At 68.2% G+C, this 22,900-nt stretch carries 21 protein-coding genes and 1 pseudogene; 5 read left to right on the plus strand and 17 right to left on the minus strand.

Annotated features, from left to right (window positions below):
* The 9 genes and pseudogenes from aroB to A5699_RS17210 all read right to left on the minus strand — a co-directional run.
* On the minus strand, positions 1-1,086 hold a 1,086-nt coding region (gene aroB, locus A5699_RS17170), incomplete at its 3' end, for a 3-dehydroquinate synthase (protein WP_067771272.1).
* Between the two features lie 226 nt (positions 1,087-1,312).
* A pseudogene (locus tag A5699_RS17175) lies at positions 1,313-1,819 on the minus strand (shikimate kinase); the annotation flags it as partial.
* Positions 1,819-3,027 (minus strand): chorismate synthase, encoded by a 1,209-nt coding sequence (gene aroC / locus A5699_RS17180; RefSeq protein ID WP_067771301.1) that lies wholly within the window; start codon positions 3,025-3,027, stop codon positions 1,819-1,821. The gene aroC and the pseudogene A5699_RS17175, both read right to left, overlap by 1 nt.
* Positions 3,028-3,096: 69 nt before the next feature.
* Entirely contained in the window at positions 3,097-3,522 is a 426-nt protein-coding gene (locus A5699_RS17185) for an A24 family peptidase (RefSeq protein ID WP_067771275.1), read from the minus strand.
* A 9-nt stretch (positions 3,523-3,531) separates the two neighbouring features.
* Positions 3,532-4,338: a shikimate dehydrogenase gene (locus A5699_RS17190; RefSeq protein WP_082957758.1), complete on the minus strand. Its 807-nt coding sequence runs from the start codon at positions 4,336-4,338 to the stop codon at positions 3,532-3,534.
* Positions 4,328-5,572, minus strand: a complete 1,245-nt coding sequence (gene mltG / locus A5699_RS17195; RefSeq protein ID WP_067771278.1) for an endolytic transglycosylase MltG — start codon at positions 5,570-5,572, stop codon at positions 4,328-4,330. Before mltG ends, A5699_RS17190 begins: the two co-directional genes overlap by 11 nt.
* Positions 5,565-6,083, minus strand: a complete 519-nt coding sequence (ruvX, locus tag A5699_RS17200; RefSeq protein WP_067771279.1) for a Holliday junction resolvase RuvX — start codon at positions 6,081-6,083, stop codon at positions 5,565-5,567. Before ruvX ends, mltG begins: the two co-directional genes overlap by 8 nt.
* Positions 6,084-6,087: 4 nt before the next feature.
* Positions 6,088-8,778, minus strand: coding sequence for an alanine--tRNA ligase (gene alaS, locus A5699_RS17205; RefSeq protein ID WP_067771304.1), 2,691 nt, complete (start codon positions 8,776-8,778; stop codon positions 6,088-6,090).
* Positions 8,779-8,886: 108 nt separating this feature from the next.
* Positions 8,887-9,288, minus strand: coding sequence for a secondary thiamine-phosphate synthase enzyme YjbQ (locus A5699_RS17210; protein WP_067771280.1), 402 nt, complete (start codon positions 9,286-9,288; stop codon positions 8,887-8,889).
* Positions 9,289-9,404: 116 nt separating this feature from the next.
* Between A5699_RS17210 and A5699_RS17215 the strand changes: the two genes are divergently transcribed.
* Both A5699_RS17215 and A5699_RS17220 read left to right on the plus strand, forming a co-directional pair.
* The gene (locus tag A5699_RS17215) at positions 9,405-10,025 is read left to right on the plus strand and encodes an antibiotic biosynthesis monooxygenase (protein ID WP_067771281.1); all 621 of its coding nucleotides are present in this window, start codon (positions 9,405-9,407) and stop codon (positions 10,023-10,025) included.
* A gap of 89 nt (positions 10,026-10,114) precedes the next feature.
* Positions 10,115-10,399 (plus strand): GlsB/YeaQ/YmgE family stress response membrane protein, encoded by a 285-nt coding sequence (locus tag A5699_RS17220; RefSeq protein ID WP_067771283.1) that lies wholly within the window; start codon positions 10,115-10,117, stop codon positions 10,397-10,399.
* A 66-nt stretch (positions 10,400-10,465) separates the two neighbouring features.
* On the opposite strand, the gene A5699_RS17225 is transcribed toward A5699_RS17220, so the two are convergent.
* The 5 genes from A5699_RS17225 to A5699_RS17245 form a co-directional block, all read right to left on the minus strand.
* Positions 10,466-11,815: a replication-associated recombination protein A gene (locus tag A5699_RS17225; protein WP_067771284.1), complete on the minus strand. Its 1,350-nt coding sequence runs from the start codon at positions 11,813-11,815 to the stop codon at positions 10,466-10,468.
* Between the two features lie 30 nt (positions 11,816-11,845).
* Complete coding sequence (locus tag A5699_RS17230; protein ID WP_067771285.1) at positions 11,846-12,679, minus strand: DUF3097 domain-containing protein; 834 nt, start codon at positions 12,677-12,679, stop codon at positions 11,846-11,848.
* 83 nt (positions 12,680-12,762) lie between these two features.
* A complete protein-coding gene (locus A5699_RS17235) occupies positions 12,763-13,788 on the minus strand; it encodes a putative zinc-binding metallopeptidase (RefSeq protein WP_067771289.1) in 1,026 nt (341 codons plus the stop codon).
* On the minus strand, positions 13,781-14,710 hold the full coding sequence (locus tag A5699_RS17240; protein WP_067771291.1) for a transglutaminase family protein: 930 nt from the start codon (positions 14,708-14,710) through the stop codon (positions 13,781-13,783). Before A5699_RS17240 ends, A5699_RS17235 begins: the two co-directional genes overlap by 8 nt.
* Positions 14,707-17,307, minus strand: coding sequence for a circularly permuted type 2 ATP-grasp protein (locus A5699_RS17245; RefSeq protein WP_067771293.1), 2,601 nt, complete (start codon positions 17,305-17,307; stop codon positions 14,707-14,709). Before A5699_RS17245 ends, A5699_RS17240 begins: the two co-directional genes overlap by 4 nt.
* Before the next feature lie 131 nt (positions 17,308-17,438).
* Here A5699_RS17245 and A5699_RS17250 point away from each other — a divergent pair, with 131 nt between their 5' ends.
* Positions 17,439-18,155 carry a GAP family protein gene (locus A5699_RS17250; protein WP_067771305.1) on the plus strand — a complete coding sequence of 239 codons (717 nt, stop codon included), beginning with the start codon at positions 17,439-17,441 and terminating at the stop codon, positions 18,153-18,155.
* Here A5699_RS17250 and A5699_RS17255 read toward each other — a convergent pair.
* The 3 genes from A5699_RS17255 to A5699_RS17265 are packed head-to-tail and all read right to left on the minus strand — an operon-like array spanning position 18,142 to position 20,919.
* The gene (locus A5699_RS17255) at positions 18,142-19,071 is read right to left on the minus strand and encodes a DUF389 domain-containing protein (RefSeq protein WP_067771295.1); all 930 of its coding nucleotides are present in this window, start codon (positions 19,069-19,071) and stop codon (positions 18,142-18,144) included. The two genes, A5699_RS17250 and A5699_RS17255, sit on opposite strands and share 14 nt — an antisense overlap.
* A 19-nt stretch (positions 19,072-19,090) precedes the next feature.
* The gene (locus A5699_RS29235) at positions 19,091-20,434 is read right to left on the minus strand and encodes a DUF4253 domain-containing protein (RefSeq protein WP_067771297.1); all 1,344 of its coding nucleotides are present in this window, start codon (positions 20,432-20,434) and stop codon (positions 19,091-19,093) included.
* Positions 20,431-20,919: a helix-turn-helix domain-containing protein gene (locus A5699_RS17265; protein WP_231965746.1), complete on the minus strand. Its 489-nt coding sequence runs from the start codon at positions 20,917-20,919 to the stop codon at positions 20,431-20,433. Before A5699_RS17265 ends, A5699_RS29235 begins: the two co-directional genes overlap by 4 nt.
* A gap of 81 nt (positions 20,920-21,000) precedes the next feature.
* Between A5699_RS17265 and A5699_RS17270 the strand changes: the two genes are divergently transcribed.
* Positions 21,001-22,188: a thiolase family protein gene (locus A5699_RS17270; RefSeq protein WP_067771307.1), complete on the plus strand. Its 1,188-nt coding sequence runs from the start codon at positions 21,001-21,003 to the stop codon at positions 22,186-22,188.
* A 130-nt stretch (positions 22,189-22,318) separates the two neighbouring features.
* Positions 22,319-22,900 (plus strand): DUF222 domain-containing protein (locus A5699_RS17275; RefSeq protein ID WP_197508321.1); only part of this gene is annotated, 582 nt, incomplete at its 3' end.

A 22,900-nucleotide genomic window follows, 5' to 3' on the forward strand; every position in this document is an offset into this window, starting at 1 on the left:
GGGCCTGAGCGCCCGCGCCACTTCTGCGTAGGCGGCCGCCAGCAGTGAGGGGTCCGGCCCTTCCAGACGGCCCGGTTTGGCCAGCCCGTCGAGCACGACGAACCGCAACACACCCGAGCGGTTCTTCTTGTCGCCGGCCATGTAGTCCAGCAATTGGGGCAGCGCGTCGCCGTCGTAGGTGACGGGCAGCCCCAGCGCGGTGAGCACCTTTCGGTGCCGGTCTGCGGTCTCGTCGTCGAGACGTCCGGCCAACCGGCCCAATTCGGCGGCGAAGACCAGGCCCACCGACACCGCGGCGCCGTGACGCCACTTGTACCGCTCGCGACGCTCGATCGCGTGCGCCAGGGTGTGCCCGTAGTTGAGGATCTCGCGCAGCTGCGATTCTTTTTCGTCGGCAGCAACCACCTCGGCCTTGACCGCGATCGCGCGGCGGATGAGCTCGGGCAGCACCGTCCCGGACGGATCGAGCGCGGCTTGAGGATCGGCCTCGATGAGGTCGAGGATCACCGGGTCAGCGATGAAACCGGCCTTCACGATCTCGGCCATACCCGCGATGATCTCGTTGCGCGGCAACGTTTCCAAGGTGGCAAGATCCACCAGCACGGCGGCCGGCTGATGGAACGCCCCGACGAGGTTCTTGCCGGCGTCGGTGTTGATCCCGGTCTTGCCACCGACTGCCGCGTCGACCATCCCGAGCAGGGTGGTGGGCACGTGCACGATGTCGACGCCGCGCAACCAGGTGGCCGCGGCAAAGCCGGCGACATCGGTGGCCGCTCCCCCGCCCAAGCTGACGACGGCGTCCTTACGACCGATGCCGATGCGCCCCAACACTTCCCAGATGAAACCGACGACGGGCAGCTCCTTGCCCGCCTCGGCATCCGGAATCTCGATGCGGTGGGCCTCAATCCCCTTGTCCGCCAGGTGTTGTCGCACTGCCTCAGCGGTCTCGGTGAGCACCGGCTGATGCAGGATCGCCACCTTGTGGCGACCCTCGAGTGTGTTGCCGAGTTCACCGAGCAGCCCGGTCCCGATGATGACCGGGTAGGGCCGATCCACCAGTACTTCGACGATTACCGGGTCAGTCATCATGTCGCTCCGCGTTGCGAGCGGCCAGGGCCGCGGGGGTGGGTATGGCGGTAGATCCAGGTGGGGAAGAACTGGTCTGGGTGTTGTCGCCCTTGGCCGCAGGGTCGGCCGTGGACCGGGCCGACTGCGACGAGGACGCGCCGCGCCGCCAGGGCGGACGCCGCCGGCGCCGCTTGGCCGCGCGCGACGTCTGGGCCTGCTGCTTCTGGGGTTGTTTCTGGGCGGGTGGGTTTTCCAACCGCGTGACGATGGTGCGCACCACCGCGCCCGGATTGCGCCGGTTGGTGTTGATCCGCATGGTCGCCACCCGACGGTAGAGCGGCACCCGCTCCGACATCAGGGCGCGGTACTTCTCGGCCCGGTCCGGGCCGGCCAGCAGCGGCCGAACCGTAGAACCCCCGGTGCGGCGCACACCTTCGGCCGCGCTGATCTCCAGATACACCACGGTGTGCCCGGCCAGTGCCGAACGCACGCCGGGGGTGGTGACCGCACCGCCGCCGAGCGACAGCACGCCATCGTGGGTGGCCAGTGCCGAGCGGATGACCTCTTCCTCGATCCGGCGGAACTCCGCCTCGCCGTCGGTGGCGAAGATGTCGGCGATGGTGCGGCCGGTGGTCTCCTCGATCGCGGCGTCGGTATCGAGCATGGTGAGGTCCAGCGCTTTGGCCAGCCGGCGGCCGATGGTCGACTTGCCCGAACCCGGCAGGCCGATCAATACCGCCTTGGGCGCCATCAGCCCAGGGCCTGCGCCGCCGGCTCGCGCTCGGAGACAGCCCGCAGGTAGGCGTCGATGTTGGTGCGGGTCTCGGCCAGCGAGTCCCCGCCGAACTTTTCCAGCACCGCGCGGGCCACGACCAGCGCCACCATCGTCTCCACCACGACCCCGGCGGCGGGTACCGCGCAGACATCGGAACGCTGATGGATGGCGACGGCCTCCTCCCCGGTGGCCATGTCGACGGTGGCCAGTGCCCGGGGCACGGTCGAGATCGGCTTCATCGCCGCGCGCACCCGCAGCGGTTGACCGTTGGTCATGCCGCCTTCCAGCCCGCCGGCCCGGTTGGTCGACCGGAGCACACCGTCGGGACCGGGGTACATCTCGTCGTGGGCCACGCTGCCGCGCCGGCGCGCGGTCTCGAAACCGTCGCCGATCTCGACACCCTTGATGGCCTGGATGCCCATCACCGCGGCAGCCAGTTGGCTGTCGAGACGGTTGTCGCCGCTGGTGAACGAACCCAGCCCGATCGGCAGCCCCGCAACCACGACCTCGACCACGCCGCCGAGGGTGTCGCCGTCCTTCTTGGCGTCCTCGATCTGGGCGATCATCGATGCCTCGGCCGCCTCGTCGAACGCGCGGACCGGGCTGGCGTCGATCTTCTCCAGATCCGAGAACTGCGGGGGCGGACCGTCATAGGGCTGCGACGCGCCGATGGAGATGACGTGGGACACCACCTCGACACCGAGCGCGGCGCGCAGAAAGGCCCGGGCCACGGTGCCTGCCGCCACGCGTGCGGCGGTCTCACGGGCGCTGGCGCGCTCCAGCACCGGCCGGGCGTCGTCGAAGCCGTATTTGAGCATGCCCGCGTAGTCGGCATGGCCCGGCCGGGGACGGGTCAGTGGCGCGTTGCGTGCTGCATCTTTTTCGGCGAGGAGGCCTGGGTCGACCGGGTCCGGCGCCATCACGGTTTCCCACTTGGGCCATTCGGTGTTGCCGATCTCGATCGCGATCGGACCGCCCAGGGTGGTGCCGTGGCGGACCCCGGCCAGCATGGTGACCTGATCCTGTTCGAACTTCATCCGCGCGCCCCGCCCATATCCGAGGCGACGGCGCTTGAGCTGCGCGGCGATGTCCTCGGATGTGATGGGGACGCCGGCAACCATCCCCTCGAGCATGGCCACCAGGGCGCGGCCGTGAGATTCACCTGCTGTGGTCCAACGCAACACGGCTGTCATTCTCCCACGTCGGGGTTTGCCTGCTGAAATCCGTGGTCGTCGCGGCCCAACGTTCGACGGTCAGACCAGCACCAGGCTCACCGCGGCTGCCGTGGCCGCACACATCGACGGCCCGTGCGGCACGGTCCGGATCCCGCGCACCACAGCACCCAGGGCGAGTACCGCCGTCAGCAACGGCGCAGCCAGCGCCGCCAGCAGCCACACGTCGATCCCGAAGGTGCCGCTGAGCGCGCCGAGGCCGACCGCGAGTTTGACGTCGCCGCCGCCCATCGCCCGCGGCGCGAGCAGGTGCACGACCAGATACAGCGACGCCAGAGCCACCGCACCGGTCAGGGCGGCGACGCCATGGCCGGACGCCGCCGCGCCTGCGAGAACCAATGCGGCGCCCGGCAGCGTCAACCAGTTGGGCAGCCGCCGTTCGGCGATGTCGTAGCCACTGAGCGCCAATAGCCAGCCGGCCGCAATCACGGTTACCCCGACCCCCATCCACCGAGGCTAAGCCCCGAGCAGCGCAGCCCTCATCGCCTCTTTGGGGGCCGGCATCCCGGTGAACTGCTCCACCTGGGCGAACGCCTGGTTCAACAGCATCTCCAAACCGTTGATCGCCTCGCCGCCGGCTGCCTCGACAGCCGCGGCCAGCGGTGTCGGCCACGGGTCGTAGATGGCGTCGAGCACTCGGGGCACCACGGCCAGGGTGCGAGCATGGACCGCCGCGGCGTCGGCCGGAATCGTGCTGACCGCAGCGTCGGCGCCGGCCGCCACGTCGGCCAGCGCGGCGTCGTTGATGTCGCACCAGCTGCTCTCGGCGCCACATCTGCCGGCCAGATCCACCAAACGAGCGGCCTTGGCCTCGTCGCGGGCCACGATGACGATCTGCTGTACACCGAGCTCGGCCAGGGCGACCACCGCGGCCGGCGCGGTGCCACCGGAGCCGATCACCAGTGCCGAGTTCCCGGCGGTACCGAGCGCCCCGACCACCCCGTCGACGTCGGTGTTGTCCGCCCGCCAGCCCCCCGAGGGCATCTGGACCAGCGTGTTGGCCGAGCCGACCAGATCGGCACGGTCGGTGCGCTGATCGGCGAACTCCAATGCGGCGAACTTGCCCGGCATGGTCACCGACAGCCCGACCCATTCCGGGCCGAGATCGCCGACGAACCCGGGAAGTTGTTCGGCCGTGCACTCGATGCGCTCGTATGTCCACGCCGGCAACCCCAGCGCGCGGTAAGCGGCCAGATGCAGTTGCGGGGAACGCGAGTGGGCGATCGGTGAGCCGAGAACGGCGGCCTTGCGCCTATCGGGCACTGTCGAGGACACCGTTGTGTTGGGCCTGTTCGATGTTGGCCAGGTGTTGTTCGTAGTCCCGGGTGAACAACGTCGTGCCCTGCATGTCGATGGTCACGAAGTACAGCCAATCCCCGGCCGCCGGATGCTCGGCCGCGGCCAACGCGTCGGTGCCCGGCGAGCAGATCGGGGTCTGCGGAAGACCTTGGCGCATATAGGTGTTCCACGGAGTCACCTGAGCCCGGTCGTCGTCGGTGGTGGCGACTTCCTGACGGTCCAGCGGGTAGTTCACCGTCGAGTCGAACTCCAGCTTGCGTTGTTCGGCCAGCCGGTTGTAGATCACGCGGGCCACCTTGTCGAAGTCCTGTGGTTTGGCTTCGCGCTGCACCAGGGATCCGACGGTGAGGATCTGGTAGGGCGACAGGTGCATGGCCGCCGCGGTGTCGAGCAGGCCGCTCTGGGTGTAGACGGCGGCGCTGCCCGCGATCAGGGTGGACAGAATGTCCTGCGCCGAGCCGGCCGGGTCGACGTTCCAGGTGCCCGGTGCGATCAAGCCCTCGAGCCGCCGATGGTCGTTGGGCATCGCGGCGACCGGGCCGCTGGCCCAGTCCGGTACCGCCAGCGCGGCCGCCGGTGCCGACTGGGCGGCCGCCCGCAACGCGTCGACCGGTACGCAGCGCTTCTTACCGTCGAGCTCGACGCACGAGGCGTGCGAGATCAGGGTGAAGATGCCTTCGGTGACGGCATTGGTCTTGACGTCGGCGATGTCGTCGAGCTGGCGGCCCTCCGGGATGGTCAGCTTGCCCACGCGGCTCTGCGGATCTGCAAGGCGTTCAACGGCATTCGATGCGGGGATCTCGGTCCGCACCTTGTAGAAGCCTGGCTGTATCGCCGAGATCGCCTCGTTCTTGTGGGCCGCCTCGACGAATGCCTTCACGGTGGCGACCACCTTGTGGTCCTGCAGGGTCTTGGCGATGGCCGTCGTGGAGTCACCGTCGTGTACCTGGATGACCACGTCGGCCACGCCGTCACCCGCGTAGTCGTTGGCGCTTCCTGACATGCCGTGCCACAGCTTGGATCCCAGGAATACCGCACCGATGAGCACCACGATGAGCGCCGCCAGCGACAGACCGCGGGTGGCACGTCGCTTGCGGTCGTTGCGGGCTTTGCGGGCCCGCTGGGCGGGGCTCATCCCGCGGCGCGGAGGGCCCACCGCCTCGGGCTCCGCCTTGTCGGCACCCCACTTCTCAGCCATCCATGCCCTCTCCGCGTGCGGCCAGTGCCGCCCGCCGCTGATCGAGCCAGCTCTGCAGAATGCCCACCGCAGCGGCCTGGTCGATCATCGCCTTCTGTCCCCTTGCCCGTACCCCCGCTTCGCGCAACGACCGTTGTGCCGACACAGTAGTGAGGCGTTCGTCGGCCAGCCGCACCGGTATTGGGTCGATGCGCCGGGTCAGCTCGTCGGCCAGCACGATCGCATCGACGGCCGAGCTGCCGGCCCGATCGGCGAGCGTGCGGGGTAAGCCGACGACGACCTCGACGGCCTCGTACTCACCGATCAGTGCCACGAGTCTGCGTAGGTGTTTGCCTGAGCGGTCCCGCTTGTCCCGCTGCACCGTTTCCACCGGTGTGGCCAGGATCCCGTCGGGATCACAGCTCGCAACGCCGATCCGCACGGTGCCGACGTCGATACCGATGCGCCGGCCGCGTCCTGGGTCGTCGTCCCCCGGACGGTCCGGCTGCCGGTCTGCGACCGTCTCGGACACGAAGTCAGCCTCGTCCGATCTCGGCGCGCAGCGCGGCCAATGCCGCGTCGATGCCCGCCGCCCCCTTACCCGAACCTTGTGCCATGTCCGCCTTGCCGCCCCCACGGCCGTTGACCGCCGCACCGAACTGCTTGACCAGTTCGTTGGCCCGCAGTCCCAGATCCTGGGCGGCCGGATTGACCGCCACCACGAAGGGCACCGAGTCGTTCTCCCCCTCGGCGATCAGCGCCACCACAGCCGGGTCGGCGCCGAGCTTGCCCTTGATGTCCCCGACCAGACTGCGCAGATCCCCTGCCGACATGCCGCCGGCCATGCGCTGCGCCACCAACCGGACCTTGCCGACGGTCTCGGCGCCGGCCGCCGCATTCGCCGCAGCGGCGCGGGCATTGGCCAGCCGGACCTTGTCCAGTTCCTTCTCGGCCGCCTTGAGCCGCTCCACCAGGTTGGCCACCCGGGCCGGCACCTCTTCCGAGGGCACCTTGAGTGACGAGGCCAGGCCGGCCATCAACGCGCGTTCCTTGGCCAGGTGCCGGAACGATTCGAGGCCGACGTAGGCCTCGACGCGGCGCACGCCGGAGCCGACCGACGATTCTCCGAGGATCGTGACCGGACCGATCTGGGCCGAATTGTGCACGTGCGTGCCGCCGCAGAGCTCCAGTGAGAACGGACCGCCGATCTCGACCACCCGCACCTGATCGGGATAGTTCTCCCCGAACATCGCCATCGCGCCCATGGCCTTGGCCTTGTCCAGCGCGGTGGTGAAGGTGTTGACCTGGTAGTCGGCCTCGACGGCTTCGTTGGTCACTTCTTCTATCTGTGTGCGCTGATCGTCGGTGAGCGCGCCCTGCCAGTTGAAGTCGAATCGCAGGTAGCCCGGACGGTTCAGCGAACCGGCCTGGACGGCGCTGGGGCCCAACACCTGTCGCAGTGCGGCGTGCACCATGTGGGTACCGGAGTGCCCCTGGGTGGCGCCGTGACGCCACTTGGGATCCACTGCGGCGACGACGGTGTCACCTTCGACGAATTCGCCGGACTCCACCGACACCCGGTGCGCCCACAGGGTTTTGGCGATCTTCTGCACGTCGGTGACGGCCGCCCTGGCGGTACCCGACGAACCCGTGCCGGAAATCGCGCCCTCGTCGGCGATCTGGCCGCCGGCCTCGGCGTAGAACGGGGTGCGGTCCAGGATCAGCTCGACCCGCTCGGCGTCGACGTCCCCGTGGGTCACCACCGGCACCCGCTTGCCGTCCACGAAAATGCCGAGAATGCGTGCCTCGGTGGACAATTCGTCGAAGCCGGTGAACTCGGTGGGCCCGGCGTCGACCAGCTCGCGGTACGCGGAGAGATCGGTGTGGGCCTGCTTGCGCGCGGCGGCGTCGGCCTTGGCGCGTTGCCGCTGCTCGGCCATCAACGACCGGAAACCCTGCTCGTCCACGGACAGGCCGGCTTCGGCCGCCATCTCCAGGGTGAGGTCGATCGGGAAGCCGTAGGTGTCGTGCAGGGTGAACGCGTCACTGCCCGACAACACCGTGGCACCGGACTTCTTGGTCGCGGCCGCGGCGTCGTCGAACAACCGCGACCCCGAGGCCAGGGTGCGGTTGAACGCCGTTTCCTCGGCCACCGCGATGCGGTTGATGCGGTCGAAGTCGGTGACCAGCTCGGGATAGGCGGGGCCCATGGCGTCGCGCACGGTGGCCATCAGCTCGGCCATGATCGGCTGCTCGACACCGAGCAGCTTGGCGGCGCGGATGATCCGTCGCAGCAGCCGCCGCAGCACATAGCCGCGGCCCTCGTTCCCGGGGCTGACGCCGTCGCCGATGATGATCGCCGCGGTGCGGGTGTGGTCGGCGATGATGCGGTAGCGGACATCGTCCTCGTGGCTGCCCTGGCCGTACCCGCGCGGTGCCACGGCCGCGACCGCGTCGATCACCGGCCGCAGCAGGTCGGTCTCGTAGACGTTGTCCACGCCTTGCAGCAGACAGGCCACGCGCTCGACGCCCATGCCGGTGTCGATGTTCTTGCGCGGCAGCGGGCCGAGGATCTCGTAGTCCTCTTTCGAGGTGCCTTCGCCCCGCTCGTTCTGCATGAACACGAGGTTCCAGATCTCGATGTAGCGGTCCTCGTTGGCGACCGGGCCGCCGTCGACGCCGTACTCGGGACCGCGGTCATAGTAGATCTCCGAGGACGGTCCGCAGGGGCCGGGGATGCCCATGGACCAGTAGTTGTCGGCCATACCGCGACGCTGGATGCGCTCGGCGGGCAGCCCGGCCACTTCCTGCCACAGCTCGATCGCCTCGTCGTCGTCCAGATAGACCGTTGCCCAGAGCTTTTCCGGGTCGAATCCGTAGCCGCCCTCGGATACCGGGTTGGTCAGAAGACTCCAGGCCAGCTCGATGGCGCCCTTCTTGAAATAGTCGCCGAAGCTGAAGTTGCCGGCCATCTGGAAGAAGGTGTTGTGCCGGGTGGTGATGCCCACCTCGTCGATATCGGGCGTGCGGATGCACTTCTGCACGCTGACGGCCCGGTTCCACGGCGGGGTCCGCGCACCGAGGAAGTAGGGCACGAACTGAACCATGCCGGCATTGACGAACAGCAGGTTGGGGTCGTCGAGGATCACCGAGGCGCTGGGCACCTCAGTGTGACCCGCCTTCACGTAGTGATCGAGGAAGCGCTTCCTGATCTCGTGGGTCTGCACGTCGTCTCTGTCCTCGTGTTCGTGGGTGGCCGGCGTTGCCTGGGCAACCACCGGTTCGACCGCTTCACATTACCGTTGCGCGCGTTGGCCCCGAAAAGGCGACGAGCGTCACGCCCCCAGGAAGCTCAGCCGCACCGAACGCTGTGGGTTGTCGCGGTTGAGGTCCACCAGCACCACGCTCTGCCAGGTGCCCAGCAGCACACGGCCCGACTTCACCGGCACCGTCACCGAGGGAGACACCAGGGCGGGCAGCACGTGATCGGCGCCGTGGCCGAACGAGCCGTGGCTGTGCCGGTAGCGGTCGTCACGCGGCACCAGCCGTTCCAGCGTGTCGACCAGATCCTTGTCCGACCCGGCGCCGGTCTCGATGATCGCCACGCCCGCGGTGGCGTGCGGGACGAACACGTTGCACAGGCCGTCGTCGTGCGCGCCGCAGAACTCGCGCACCGCGTCGGTCAGATCGACGATGCGCCGCTGCGAGGTGTCCACGTCGATGACGTCGGTGTCCATGCGTTCAGCGTACGAGCCGCTTGCGTATCCCATTGCCACCCGGGACGCAGCGGAGGAGGGTGGGAGTGGAACCGGTGGCGCCACCGGGGCGCCACCCTGGCAGGAAGGGGTGGATCGTGTTCGCACGTTCAACCACGATCGCCGCGCGCACCCAGGCACTCAACGCCGGTATCGCCCACGTCCGCGACGAGGTGATGCCCGCCCTGGACGCCGTGGACGGCTGTGTCGGCCTGTCGTTGCTGGTGGACCGGGAATCGGGTGAGTGTGTCCTGACCACGGCCTGGCGGTCCGAGGAGTCCATGCACGCCAGCGCCGCGGCAGTGGCTCCGATGCGTCATCGGCTGGTCGAGATTTTCGCCGGTACCGCGACCATCGACGAATGGGAAATCGCGATGGTGCACCGCGAGCAGTACTCCGCACCAGGCGCATGCGTGCGGGCCACCTGGCTGCGGACTCGCCCCGAACTGTTCGACCGGGCCGTGGAGTTCTACCGGAGTTCTGTGTTGCCCGCGATGGAAGAGCTCGACGGATTCTGTAGCGCCAGCCTGATGCTCGACCGCTCCTCCGGGCGAGCGGTGTCCACGGCCACCTTCGACAGCGCCGAGGCGATGGACCGCAACAGAGACGAGGCCCGGTCACTGCGCACGGCCCGGTTGCGGGATCTGAGTGCCGAGCAACTCAACGTCGGTGAGTACGAATTGGTACTGGCGCACCTGCGAGTTCCCGAGATGGCCTGAACGAGAACGAGTCCAGAATTGACGGCGCCGTTTGAGCGCTGACAGTCCCGGGTATCTCCGTTCCAGTCCAACTCAGCTCTGGAGGAGAAATGACCATCACCGGCATCATCAGCGCGATCCTGATCGGCATCGTCGTCGGCCTGATCGGCCGGCTGATCGTCCCCGGCAGGCAACCCATCGGTTTTCTGGTGACGATCCTGGTCGGCATCGTGTCGGCCTTCATCGGCAGTGCGATCGCCCGCGCACTCGGCATCCCGACGATGACCAGCGGGATCGACTGGCTCGAATTGCTGGTTCAGGTCATCGTCGCCGCCATCGGTGTGGCGCTGGTGTCCGCGTTCATGGGACGCCGGCGGACCGGTCTGCTGCGCTGACCGCCTAGCCCACGCACCACGGCCCCGGTTTGAATTCTCAACCGGGGCCGTGGTTTTCGTTTGCGCTCAGCGCCGGATGCGACGGATTATGGCGCGCAATTTGTCGACCCGGGACAGGAGTTCGCGCTCGAACCCGCGTCCCGTCGGCTGGTAATAGTCCACGCCCACCAGTTCGTCCGGTGGATACTGCTGCGGCACAACCCCGTCGGGATGGTCATGGGCGTATTTGTAGCCCACGGCGTTGCCGAGTTTCTGGGCACCGGAATAGTGGCCGTCACGCAGATGCGGGGGCACCAGGCCGGCCTTCCCGGCCCGGACGTCGCTCATCGCTGCCCCGAGAGCGGTGGTCACCGCATTGGACTTGGGCGCCGTCGCCAGATGAACCGTCGCATGCGCGAGTGTCAGTTGCGCCTCGGGCATTCCGATCAGTTGCACGGTCTGGGCGGCGGCCACCGCGATCTGCAGCGCGGTGGGATCGGCCATCCCGATGTCCTCGCTGGCCAAGATCATCAGTCGACGCGCGACAAAGCGCGGATCCTCCCCCGCCACCAGCATCCGGGCCAGGTAGTGCAATGCCGCGTCGACGTCGGACCCGCGCACCGATTTGATGAAGGCGCTGATCACGTCGTAGTGCTGATCGCCGTCGCGGTCGTAGCGCACCGCGGCCTTGTCCAACGACTGTTCGATGACGTCCACGGTGATCACGCCGCCGGGGCCGCCGGCCGTTTCTGCGGCCACCTCCAGGGCGGTCAGGGCCCGGCGGGCATCGCCGGAAGACAGCCGCACCAACAGGTCGACGGCCTCGTCGTCGGCCTGCACTGCCCCGCCCAGACCGCGCGGGTCGGCCAGCGCCCGGCGCACCACGGTGCCGATGCCCTCGGCGCTCAGCGGCTGCAGCTGCAGGATCAGCGAGCGTGACAGCAGCGGCGCCACCACCGAGAACGACGGGTTCTCCGTGGTGGCCGCCACCAACAGCACGACGCGGTTCTCCACGGCCGCCAGCAAGGCGTCCTGCTGGGTCTTGGAGAAGCGGTGCACCTCGTCGATGAACAGCACCGTCTGTTCACCGTGCAGGAGCGCCCTCCGCGCGCCATCGATGACCGCGCGGACCTCTTTCACCCCGGCACTCAGCGCCGAGAGCGCCTCGAAGCGACGACCGGTGGCCTGCGAGATGAGCGAGGCGAGGGTGGTCTTGCCGGTGCCGGGCGGGCCGTAGAGGATCACCGACGCCGCGCCGGACCCCTCCACCAGCCGACGCAGCGGCGACCCGGCCTTCAGCAGGTGGGACTGCCCGACGACCTCGTCGAGATCGGCGGGGCGCATCCGCACCGCCAGCGGTGCCAATCCCGAAGCAGGAGGCGCGCCCGGACCCGCGGGTGCGGGTTCACCTGGCACGTCGAATAAACTGTCAGGCACGTCTTCTGCTTACCACGCCGCCATGACCGACTATTCCGGCGCGGTGACGAAGTCGATCAGTTCCTCGACCCGGCCGATCAGTGCGGGCTCAAGATCGTTCCAGTCCCGGACCCGACCCCGGATCTTCTGCCAGGCCCCGGCGATGTCGGCCTGATCCCGGTGTGGCCAGCCGAGCGCCGCACAGATGCCGTGTTTCCACTCCACATTCCGCGGAATGGTGGGCCAGGCCTTCATCCCGAGCCGGGCCGGTTTCACGGCCTGCCAGATGTCGACGAAGGGGTGTCCGACCACCAGGGTGTGCGCACCGCCGGGGCCGCGTCGGACCGCCTCGGCGATACGCGCCTCCTTCGACCCGGTGACCAGGTGATCGACGAGGACTCCCAGCCGCCGGCCGGGCCCGGGTGCGAATTCCGCGACGATGTCGGCCAGGTCGTCGACGCCGCCGAGGTATTCGACGACGACGCCTTCGATGCGCAGATCGGCTCCCCAGACCTGCTCGACGAGCTCGGCGTCGTGCCGGCCCTCCACATAGATCCGGCTGGCCAGTGCCACCTTGGCCTTGGCGTTCGGCACCGCGACCGATCCGGACGCCGTGCGCGCCGGCGCCGCCGAACGCTTGGGCACGACGAGGCTCACCGGCTTGCCGTCGAGCAGGAAACCCGGCCCCATCGGGAACGTCCGCACCTTGCCGCGGCGGTCCTCCAGTTCGACGCGATCGCCTTCGATGCGGACCACCGCTCCCACATAACCGCTCTGGGCGTCCTCCACGACGAGGCCCTTCTCGGCGGGCTGTTCCTTCGAACGGGTCATCTTGGGGGTGTGCGGGTTTCGGGCCAACACATCGGAGCCATAGCGATCAGTCACGCGGCGATCCTAGGAAGACGTTGCGGCCGGGCCGGGTTGCGACATTCGATCGTGACCGTGCTGTCACTTTCTCGGTCGGAGGCCTACGACGTGGTCTCGTCGATGACCGTGTGCACGAACCGCATCTTCTCCAGCACTGCGGGCGCCAGTACGAAGGGGTACAGATCGCTGTGGCCCATCGACCGGTTCACCATGTTCAACGCCCACGCCAGCGGGAGCCACATGTCGATGATGGTGTCGAAGCCGCTGGGCCCCAGCACCCGCCGTTCGAATGTGGCTCCGGCGGGGGCGAATCCGAAGGCCGCCGAGGTATCCAGGGTGTCGCGGATGTGCAGGTAGTGCGCGAAGGTCTCGGCCCAGTCCTCGGCGGGGTGCATGGTGGCGTAGGACGAGACGTAATCGTCCTCCCAACCGGGCGGGGGCCCCTGGTCGTAGTGCCGGTCCAGGGCGGCCTGATAGTCGGCGTCGGCGTCCCCGAACAGCACGCTGAACCGGGCCTGGTAGTCCGGTGACGGCTCGACCAGGCGGTAGTAATAGTAATGCCCGATCTCGTGACGGAAGTGGCCCAGCAGGGTGCGGTAGGGCTCGTCCATCGCGATGCGCAACTGCTCGCGGTGCACGTCGTCGCCTTCGGCGAGATCCAGTGTGATGACGCCGTTCTGATGACCGGTGAACACCTTCTGGGACTCGCTGGACAACAGATCGAAAGCCAGCCCGAATTCCGGATCCTCGTCACGACCGACGATCGGCAGCTTGAGCTCGTGCAGTTCGGCGATGAGCCGACGTTTGGCCCGCTCGGCTTCGGCGAACGACGTCATCGCGGCGGTATCGCCGTCGGCGGGCCGGGTCCGTGTGAGGGTGCACGAAGCACACAATTGGTTGTCGTCGCCGGTGCGTACCAGCCAATTGCATTCCGCCACATGAAGGTTTGCGCACAACCGGTAGTGGTCTTCGTCGACCGCGCCGGCATGGCCGCTGCGCGCAGTATCGGTGATCACCAGCAGCGCCATGTCGTCGAGGGAGAAGCCCAACGCACTGCCGCACGACAGACACAGGGAGTTCTCGAACGCGAGTCGCTGGCCACAGGTCGGGCAGTGGAAATCACGCATGCAGCAAGCCCCCTCGATCCGGCGGACACGGTGCCACGTCGACCGACACTTCGATCACACTACTGTCGGAATCGGTGAAGATGATGCCGCGCAACGGAGGCACGTCGGCGTAGTCGCGGCCGAAACCGGCCACGATGTAGCGCTCGTCGACCAGCTGGTCGTTGGTCGGGTCCAACCCGAGCCACAGATTCTGCGGCGTCCACACCGCCGCCCAGGCGTGCGTGGCATCCACCCCGATCATGCGTTCCTTGCCCGGCGGCGGGTCGGTGGCCAGATAGCCCGAAACATAACCGGCGGCCAACCCGTTGGCCCGCAGGCACGCGATGGCCAGCCGGGCGAAGTCCTGACATACCCCCGCCCGGGCTGCCAGCACCTCGGCCACCTGGGTGGACACCGTGGTCGAGCCCGACCGGTAGGTGAAGTCGGAGTAGATCCTCGAGGTCAGGTCGCGCAGTACCTCGATCAGCGGTCGTCCGGGAACGAAACTGGGCGCGGCGTATTCGCGCACCGCCTCGGTGATCTCCGGCGGCGACAGGTCGAGGGTGAACTCGGCGGCCAGGGCGCCGTCCCCGCCGACCGGACGGGCCAGCTCCCACGGCGCCCTGGCCGAGGCACCCGAATAATGCTCGGGCCCAAACGGATCCACTTCGACCACCGAGCTGCTGGTGATGCTCAGGGTGCGGTGCGGTTGGGTGACATGGAAATACGTGCTGATGTTGCCGTACGCGTCGCGGCTGGTGGATCTGTCGGCCGGCCGCGGTTCGATCACGAGCTCTTGCGACCGGCAGCGCTGCCACGCCAGGTCCCGAGGGGTGAGAAAGCCGCGGCCGTAGGAGCTGGTGACATCGTCGGAATATCGGTAGACCGTGCGATGGGTGATCGCGTAGCACCGGGTGCCCGCGGCGCCGGTGGGCTCGGTCACGGCACCAACCGCCGCTCGTCGGGCCCCCACAGAGGCTGCATGCCGCCGGGCAGGGACAGATGAGCCGCGGTGATGACCGTCGAGAGCTCCCGCAGACCGGCGTGGACGCCGTCGAGCAGTGCAGCCAGCTCGACGCGCCTCCCGTTCTCGCCCACCTCCTCGAGATCGGCCGGATCGAGCCGGCGCAACCGGGTGGCCAACTCGTCGGCGAGACGTTCCGAACGCGACGAACCCGACGACCCGGGCAGGGCCTTGAGATGTGCGCGGATGCGCTCCACCTGGTAGATCAGCGACCTCGGGTTCTCCGCGTCGACCAGCATCAGTTCGGCGATCGCGGTCACGCTGATGCGGCCCGGATTTCGCCGTCGGTAGATCACCGAGGATTCGCACACCACCAAGGCCGACTCGGCCACCGCGCGTTCGGCTTCGGCGCCGTGCGCTGTCGTGAGGGTGGCGCTCAGCAAGGCGGTCAACCCGAGCCCACGCTCGATGCGCTTGCCGAGATCCATCATCGTCCAACCGATGTCCTGCACCATCGATTCGGCGGCCACGCCCGACAATGCCAGCATTCCGGCCAGGGTTCGGCTGTGTGCGGCGGCCAGGTAAGCCTCCGCCGTCGCCGGCGATCGAGGCCGGGCCGGTGGTTGACCCAGGACCGCACGTTCCACGCCGGCCAGCACCATCCAGGTGTCGTTGGACATCTGGTCACGCACCGAACGGGCCGCCGACCCCAGGCGATCCACCGACTGCGCCAACGAGCCCGGCCGGTGCCGGTCGGCGGTGCTCGCCCACAGTGTGTCGTCGACGTCTCCGCTCTCGACACCGGTGATCGTCCCGACGGCGGCCAGCAGCACCGGAACACACTGGCTCTCTTCGAGATCCGGGCGGTACCGGTATTCGTGGTAGCGCTCCCGGGTGACGGTGAGCAGCCGGGCCATGGCCTCGGCACGTTCGCCGTAACGACCGATCCAGAACAGATCCGAGAGCACACGGGGCGAAGTGACGGCCCGCGTCGGACTGGGCGCCGCGACCGACACAGCCCGTTCGACCGAGAGCGGGGCGTGCTCGACGCCGACCCGCTGGGGCGTGCGGATCCAAACATCTTTGGCAGCAAGGGTGTTCATCCGAAAGGCGGCGTTTCCCGGGGCGACGACATAGCCCAGTCCACCGATCATCGGCGCATACCCGCCACGTTGCGCGACCGTGAACAGGCGCATGCCGACGTTGCCCGAAACCACCCCCTTGGCCCGGTAATTGGTTGGTGCGGTGGAGAATTGCGGCAACTCCTGGCCGATCCAGTTTTCGGGTTCGGCCTCGATTCGTGCCGCCAACCGTTCCCGGTCCGATCCCGACAGCGCGGGACCGACGATCGTCCGTCCTCCGTTCACCGGACGGATCAGCAGCGACGACAGCTTCGTGAGCAGATGGGAACGCTCGATGTCGATGCCGCCCCAGTACATCGGCAGCGTCGGCAATGTCGGTGTCTCGCCCAGCAACAGTTCGGACAGCTGCGGCAGAAACCGTGCCAGTCCAGGGCTTTCCAGGATTCCACTGCCCAGCGTGTTGACCACGGTCACGGCACCGCGGCGCATCACCTCGACCAGGCCCACCACGCCGAGCCGGGAATCAGGACGCAGATCCAGCGGGTCCACGTAATCGGCGTCGACGCGGCGCAGCACCACGTCGACTCGTTTGAGGGTGCCCAGCGACCGCATCCACAGGGCCCCGTCGCGTACCACCAGATCGGCGCTTTCCACCAATGGGAAGCCGAGCACGCCGGCCAGGTACGCCTGGTCGAAGGCCGTCTCGGAGTGAATCCCGGGACTGAGCACCACCACGACGGGCTCCACTGCGGCCTCCGGGGCCGCGTCGAGAAGGGCCAGCCGCAGCGCCTGGGCCCACGGTGACGCGGGCCGGGGGCCCACCCTCTCGTAGAGATCCGGTGCGGCATGGGCGATGACGCGTCGGTCGGCCAGTGCGTATCCCGCGCCCGAGGGCGCTTGCGTCCAGTCTGCGTTGACGGCGAAGCCGCCATCGTTGCCCCGGCTGACATCGCACGCATGCAGGAAGAGCTGATGCCGCCCGGGTACCACGAGACCACGGGCGGCGCGCACGTATCCGGGATGGCCGAACAGCAGGGCGGGCGGCAGCACCCCGCTGGTGATCGAGCGGCGGTCCCCGTAGAGGTCGGTGAGCACCGCATCGAGTAGCCGGGAGCGTTGCACCAGGCCCGACTCAAGGGGATCCCAGTCTTCGGCGGAAAGCACCAGCGGCAGCGCATCGAGATGCCACGGGCCTGCCAGCGCAGTGCCGTCGTCGTCGGTGACCACCTCGCCGTGCCGGTCTACCTGCAGGTAGGTGATGCCGTCGTTGTCGACCAGCCCACGCACCGTCGCGCGTAGCCGGTCCAGGCCGTCGCGGCCCCGATCACCGATGCCGTCGGCCAGCTCCCGCCACGCCGGGCGGACGTCACCGGAGGCGTCGACCATCTCGTCGAATCCGGCGCCGCCGTCTTCGCGCACATCGAACAGCGCACGCTGGGCATGTGACCGGCAATAGCCGGACAACACGCCGTCAGCGTCCGCACCGAGATCCATCAGTGAAGAACGGTACGCACCCCGGGAGTAGCGGTGCGCGGCGACGCGCGGCGCCCGATACGGCCGGAATCGGGTAACGCTGGTTGAATTCAGCGGTGGGGTAATCGAACGAAGGGATGTGGCCGCCGGCGATGTGGAGCACCGTGCTGGTGATGGCCGTCGTGGCGGCGTGCGACCCCCTCAGGATCGGGGTCATCGCCTTCATGCTGTCGCGAAGGCACCCGCTGCGACTATTGCTCCCGTTCTTCCTCGTCGCGTTCACCGCCAATGTCGCCGTGGGTGCAGCGGTGGTGTCCGGATTCAAGAACGCCACCGACGACGGCGGGCACACCATGTCCCCGGCACTTGAGCTCGGCGTCGCCGTGGTGGCGCTGACGATCGCCGTCCTGTCGGCAACCGGCATGCTGGAACGCCTGGTCGACAAGGTGCGCTCACGTCGATCCGTGCCTGTCCCCGTCAGTACTCCCCCGACACCGTCCACCGTGCCGGGACTGTCCCGGCTGCCGGCGGGCCTACAGTCCGCGCTGCGCGGCGAGGCGCCCTGGGCGGCGGCGTTACTCGGCCTCATCAACGGTTTTCCGACCCCGTACTACCTGGCCGCCATGGCCGCGGCACTCACCGCGGGCGTCACCGCCGCCGAGCAGATGGCCGCTCTTGTCGTGTTCAACGTGGTGGCCTTTCTCGCGGCGCTCGCGCCGATCATCAGCTTCTGGATCGCCCCAGAAGCCACCCGGTCGGCGGTCGAGCGGATCTACGCCTGGATGAGACTCCACCATCGACTGGTGGTGGCAGTCATCGCCGGCGCGGTCGCGGTGTTCTTTTTCGCGATGGGCCTCAGCCACCTGTGACGGGACGTCGGGACCTGGTGCGACGGTAGACCGCGAGCGTCAGGACACCGGCCAGGGTGATTCCGACGAGGTTGACCACCAACTGCAGGACCGACTCGGCGGCGACATGCCAGTCGCCCACGGTCGCTGCCACCACCGCGAAGCCGGCGGCCGGCACCGTCGTCACCGAGATGAACACGCCCACCAGAGCCGCCGATTTCGACGACACCAGCGACAACATTCCAGCCGCCCCGGCCAGCAGCGCCACCACGAGCGAGAACGGGCCCACCTGGAAGATGAAGTCGACCTGGGTGAGCTCGCTGAAACTTCTCACCTGAACCCACCCCAGGGTTTCGAAGGCCAACACCCCGAGACCGGTGACGATCATGGCCACCGGAAACCCGACCAGCAGCGCCACCCCAGCCTGTCGCGCCAGCGACACGCGGCCTTGGACCAGGGAGACGGCCAACGCCGCTAAGGGTCCGAATTCCGGGCCCACGACCATCGCACCGACCACCGTGACCGCCGAATCGGTCACCACGCCGATCGCCGCGAGCAGGCAGGCGATGCACAGGAACACCAGGTACGTCACGCTGAGGCTGGACTCCTCACGCGTCCGAGCGATCAGCTCGTCCCAGATCACCGCGTCGGCTGCATCCCCGTCGGCGACGTCCTCGGCGTGGTGGGCCGAGGTCGACAGCACGGTGTCCAGCGGCTCCAGGGTGATGGCACCGAAGTGATGCACATCGAGGGACTTCAGCCGCTCGACCACGTCGTTGCCGGCTTCTCGGGCGACGTCTGCGGTGATCTCGTCGCCTGCGGGATCGACGGCGGCGCCGGTGTGCACCACGATGTGGGCCACGCCCGGCTCGGCGTGCAGGACGTTGAGGATCGGGTCACGCAGGTCCACCGGCGCGATGACGCGTAAGTGCAGCACGGGCCGAGAGTAACGCCGATCAATCCCACCAGAACGTCCATAGCCGGTCCGTCAATGCGACGGCCAGCGCATCAAGTGAGCCGGTCTGGGTGTTGACGGTGTCGTCGCAGTACAGATACGCCTCCAGGGCCGCGGTGAGCGCCTCATGCTGGGTGCGCGGCGGCTGGTTGGCCACCAGCACGAGGTATTCGTCGTCGAGGGCCAACACCTCGGTCTGGTGTCGCACCGCCCAGCGGCGCAGGATCGCGGCATGGTCGACGCCCGAGACATCGGAGTTGACCGCACCCGACCACTGAAGCAATCCGGGCACCAGCCAGTCGGCCGGGGTGGGCACCAATGCCAGCCGGGAATACTTGCCGCGGAAATCGAACCGGAGGAAGCTCTGTTGCCAGTCCTCCGAATCCAGGACGTCGAACTCACGCCCGTAGCGCGGCACCGGATATTCGGACGTCCGCTCCGCGAACTCGCGTTCCAGCCAGCCCACACCGTTGAATTGCGCTGCCAGAAGCGGGGTTTCGTCGGCTACTCCATCCATCCCGATCCGGTGCCAGGCCGAGTCGGTCAGCAGCACCGGCCACAACCCCGTCATCGGAAACTGTGCCCGGACAGCCAGCCAGGCCTCGATGGCCGGGACGCCGGGCGGCACTGACGTCGACCACATGGGCGCCCGGTGGGCCAGCACATCGTCGTGACGTTGCAGCTGTCCCACATCGACGCCGAGCTCGGCCAGGGCGGCGCCGGGATCTCGTGGCGGCAGCACCGCCGTCAGTGGGGGCATGACCGGGTCAGGCGGAAACGGCGGCACGTCGAGCACCGGGACGTCAGGCTCCGGTTCCGGCTCCGGCAACAACGGCGGTGGGCCGGCCGAGTCGGGCGGGTTCACGGTCTGTCCGGTGAGCAGGTGCGCCAGGCCGATCAGATCCGCGGCCACCGCGCGGACACCGGCGTCCTGGACCGCCCACACCGTCGGGGCGCCCGGCCCCTGGGTGAGGAATGCGACACCGTAGATCGGGACCACCCGGGGTTGACCGGCGAGGGCGGCGCTGGCGATTTTCCATGCCGCGTCACCGCCGGGATTGTCACCCCAGGCCGGGTGCCACAACTCCCCTGTCCGCACGGAGTGCAGCAGTTCGCGCACCGCACGGCCGATATGTGCCCGCAGCGTCACGTCGTCGGCGTTTCGCCAGTCCGGCCAGCCGGATCCGATGGGTAAACCGGCCGCCAAGAAGTCACGGTGGTCCGGGTGCAGCCACAGGGAGAAGCGGGTTTCGAGCGCGTCGAGTTCCGCTTGGGTGAGTCCGGGTTCGATGCGCCAGCGGCCGTCGTCGGCCAGGATTTTCAGCGCGTCCGCGCCTGTGGTCACGAATGGTCGCGTTCGACGCGGATGACGAGTTCGTCAGACGGTACGAGATGACCTTCTTCACAACGGATTTCGACGCCGGCCAGGGCGCCACACTCGTCATGCGCCAGGCGCAGGCCGGTATCGCCGAGGTGCTTGCGACCCCACTCGAACATGGCCCACACCACCGGCATGAAGTCGGTCCCGGATTCGGTGAGCACGTATTCGTAGCGCTCCCGTTGCCCCGGCTCGCGGTACGGCTTCTTGGCCAGGAGTCCGGCCGCCACCAGGTCTGACAGCCGCGCCGAGGTTGCCGCCTTGGTGATGCCGACGCGACGGGCGAAATCGTCGAACCGGGTGGTGCCGTAGAAGGCCTCGCGCATGATCAACATCGCCGACTTGGTACCGGCGAACGCCATCGTCCTCTCGATCGGGCACCGCCCCACCGCCGACCACGCGTCACGATCGGCCAACTTGCCCTGCAGCATTCCCACGGAATCAAACTCCATACCTGAGTTGTTCTTACTATACCCAGGTGCTATACCTGGGTAGTCATAACAATACTCAGCGTGGAGCATCAGGAGGCCCAGATGAGCGGATACTCAGACCGCGACGCAGTGATCGTCGGAGCGGTCCGCACCCCGATCGGCAAAGGCAAGGCCAACGGCGCCCTGCACGGCGTCCTGCCGGCGGACCTGCTGGCGCACAGCCTGCGCGAGCTCACCACGCGCACCGGCGTCGACCCCGTGTTGGTGGACGACGTGATTGCCGGGGCCGTCACGCAAGTGGGCGACCAGGCGGTGAACGTGGCCCGCAACGCCTTACTGGGCGCAGGCTTTCCCGAGAGCGTGCCCGGCACCACCGTCGACCGCCAGTGCGGCAGCTCGCAGCAGGCGATCAGCTTCGCCGCCCAAGGCGTGCTCGCCGGGGCCTACGACATCGTGATCGCCGCAGGCGTGGAGTCCATGTCCCGGGTTCCGATGGGTTCATCGGTACTGCCCGGCAGCGACCCGTTCGGCCTGGCATTCGCTGAACGCTACTCGGACGGGCTTGTGCCCCAAGGGATCAGCGCCGAACTGATCGCGGCCAAGTGGGGCTTCTCCCGTGCCCAGCTCGACGAGTTCTCGGCAGGCAGCCACGAGAAGGCGGCGCGGGCCACCAAGGATGGTTCGTTCGATGCCGAGCTTGCCCCGATCGCGGGGCTGAGCACCGACGAAATCATCCGGCCCGGCACCACCGTCGAGACACTCGCCGGACTCAAGCCGGCGTTCTACCACGAGTCGTACGCGGCCCGCTTCCCGCAGATCAACTGGGAGATCACCCCGGGCAACTCGTCGCCGCTGTCCGACGGCAGCGCGGCAGTGATGATCACCAGTGGCGCGGCCGCGCGCAAGCTTGGCTTGAAGCCGCTCGCCCGGATCCACACCACCACCGTGGTCGGGTCCGATCCGCTCTACATGTTGACCGGTGTCATCCCGGCGACCGAAAAGGTGTTGGCGCGTGCGGGTTTGACGTTGGCGGACATCGACCTGTTCGAGGTGAACGAGGCGTTCGCGCCGGTGGTGCTGGCCTGGGCGCATGACACGGGTGCGGATCTTGACAAGACCAACGTCAACGGTGGCGCCATCGCGATCGGGCACCCGTTGGGCGCCAGCGGTGCGCGCATCATGACCACCCTGGTCAACGCCCTGGAGCAGCGCGGCGGCCGCTACGGATTGCAGACCATGTGCGAGGGCGGCGGGATGGCCAATGCCACGGTCATCGAGCGGCTTGGCTGAATTGGCCTAGAAGGGTGGCGCTTTGCCGCCTTCGGTGTTGACTCCGCCAGTATCGACAGCGCCTTCGGTGTTGAGTCGGCGTTCGGCGTTGATGCGTTGGATGCGCGTTTGTTCACGAGTACGGGCGCGCGTGGGCATCTTCATATCGCGCTGGGCCGGTGGTGTGTGTGAGGCCGATCCGCGGACCATGGCGCAGCGTCGCGCTGATGCGTTGGGGGCGTTGGCGGTCGGGGCCGAGCGGTTGACCTGCCAGTGTGGCAGCCCGCAGTGCCCGGCCGCCGGGGTTGATCCACGCTCGAGCAGTGTGGTGGTCCACCTGCTCACCGATCAGCTGCCCCAACACGTTCCCGCACCGCAGGACAACGACGGCCAGGCGAGCGACGTTGGCGATACTCCAGGCGAGGCCGCCGTGCCCGCTGAGCCCGTCCACGACACCGCCGAGCCGGTGGAGAAGCCGGTCGAGAAGGTGGTGGCGCAGACGCCGCGGGATGCCCGATTGCATGGCGACTCGACGAACTTCGTTGCCGATGACACCCCGGCGGTTGCCGGCAGTCCCGCGGTGATCCTCGGTGGTGGGATTGTGCCGGCCCCGTTGTTGGCGGAGTTGATCGCCACCGGCGCCAAGGTCGCACCGTTGGCCGATGCTGCGGTGTTGGATGCGGAGGATCATTACCGGCCTTCGGCGAAGCTGGCGGCGTTTGTGCGGTTGCGT

It is taken from the genome of Mycobacterium sp. E802 (assembly GCF_001666875.1).
Taxonomy (GTDB): Bacteria; Actinomycetota; Actinomycetes; order Mycobacteriales; family Mycobacteriaceae; genus Mycobacterium.

What these genes read in the sequence shown, in the direction of transcription:
- A5699_RS17185 (WP_067771275.1), bottom strand. Translation starts at nt 3,522, where the DNA reads ATGGGGGTCGGGGTAACCGTGATTGCGGCCGGCTGGCTATTGGCGCTC.
- mltG (WP_067771278.1), bottom strand. Translation starts at nt 5,572, where the DNA reads ATGGCTGAGAAGTGGGGTGCCGACAAGGCGGAGCCCGAGGCGGTGGGC.
- A5699_RS17210 (WP_067771280.1), bottom strand. Translation starts at nt 9,288, where the DNA reads ATGGACACCGACGTCATCGACGTGGACACCTCGCAGCGGCGCATCGTC.
- A5699_RS17220 (WP_067771283.1), top strand. Translation starts at nt 10,115, where the DNA reads ATGACCATCACCGGCATCATCAGCGCGATCCTGATCGGCATCGTCGTC.
- A5699_RS17235 (WP_067771289.1), bottom strand. Translation starts at nt 13,788, where the DNA reads ATGCGTGATTTCCACTGCCCGACCTGTGGCCAGCGACTCGCGTTCGAG.
- A5699_RS17245 (WP_067771293.1), bottom strand. Translation starts at nt 17,307, where the DNA reads ATGGATCTCGGTGCGGACGCTGACGGCGTGTTGTCCGGCTATTGCCGG.
- A5699_RS17250 (WP_067771305.1), top strand. Translation starts at nt 17,439, where the DNA reads ATGTGGAGCACCGTGCTGGTGATGGCCGTCGTGGCGGCGTGCGACCCC.
- A5699_RS17265 (WP_231965746.1), bottom strand. Translation starts at nt 20,919, where the DNA reads ATGGAGTTTGATTCCGTGGGAATGCTGCAGGGCAAGTTGGCCGATCGT.
- A5699_RS17270 (WP_067771307.1), top strand. Translation starts at nt 21,001, where the DNA reads ATGAGCGGATACTCAGACCGCGACGCAGTGATCGTCGGAGCGGTCCGC.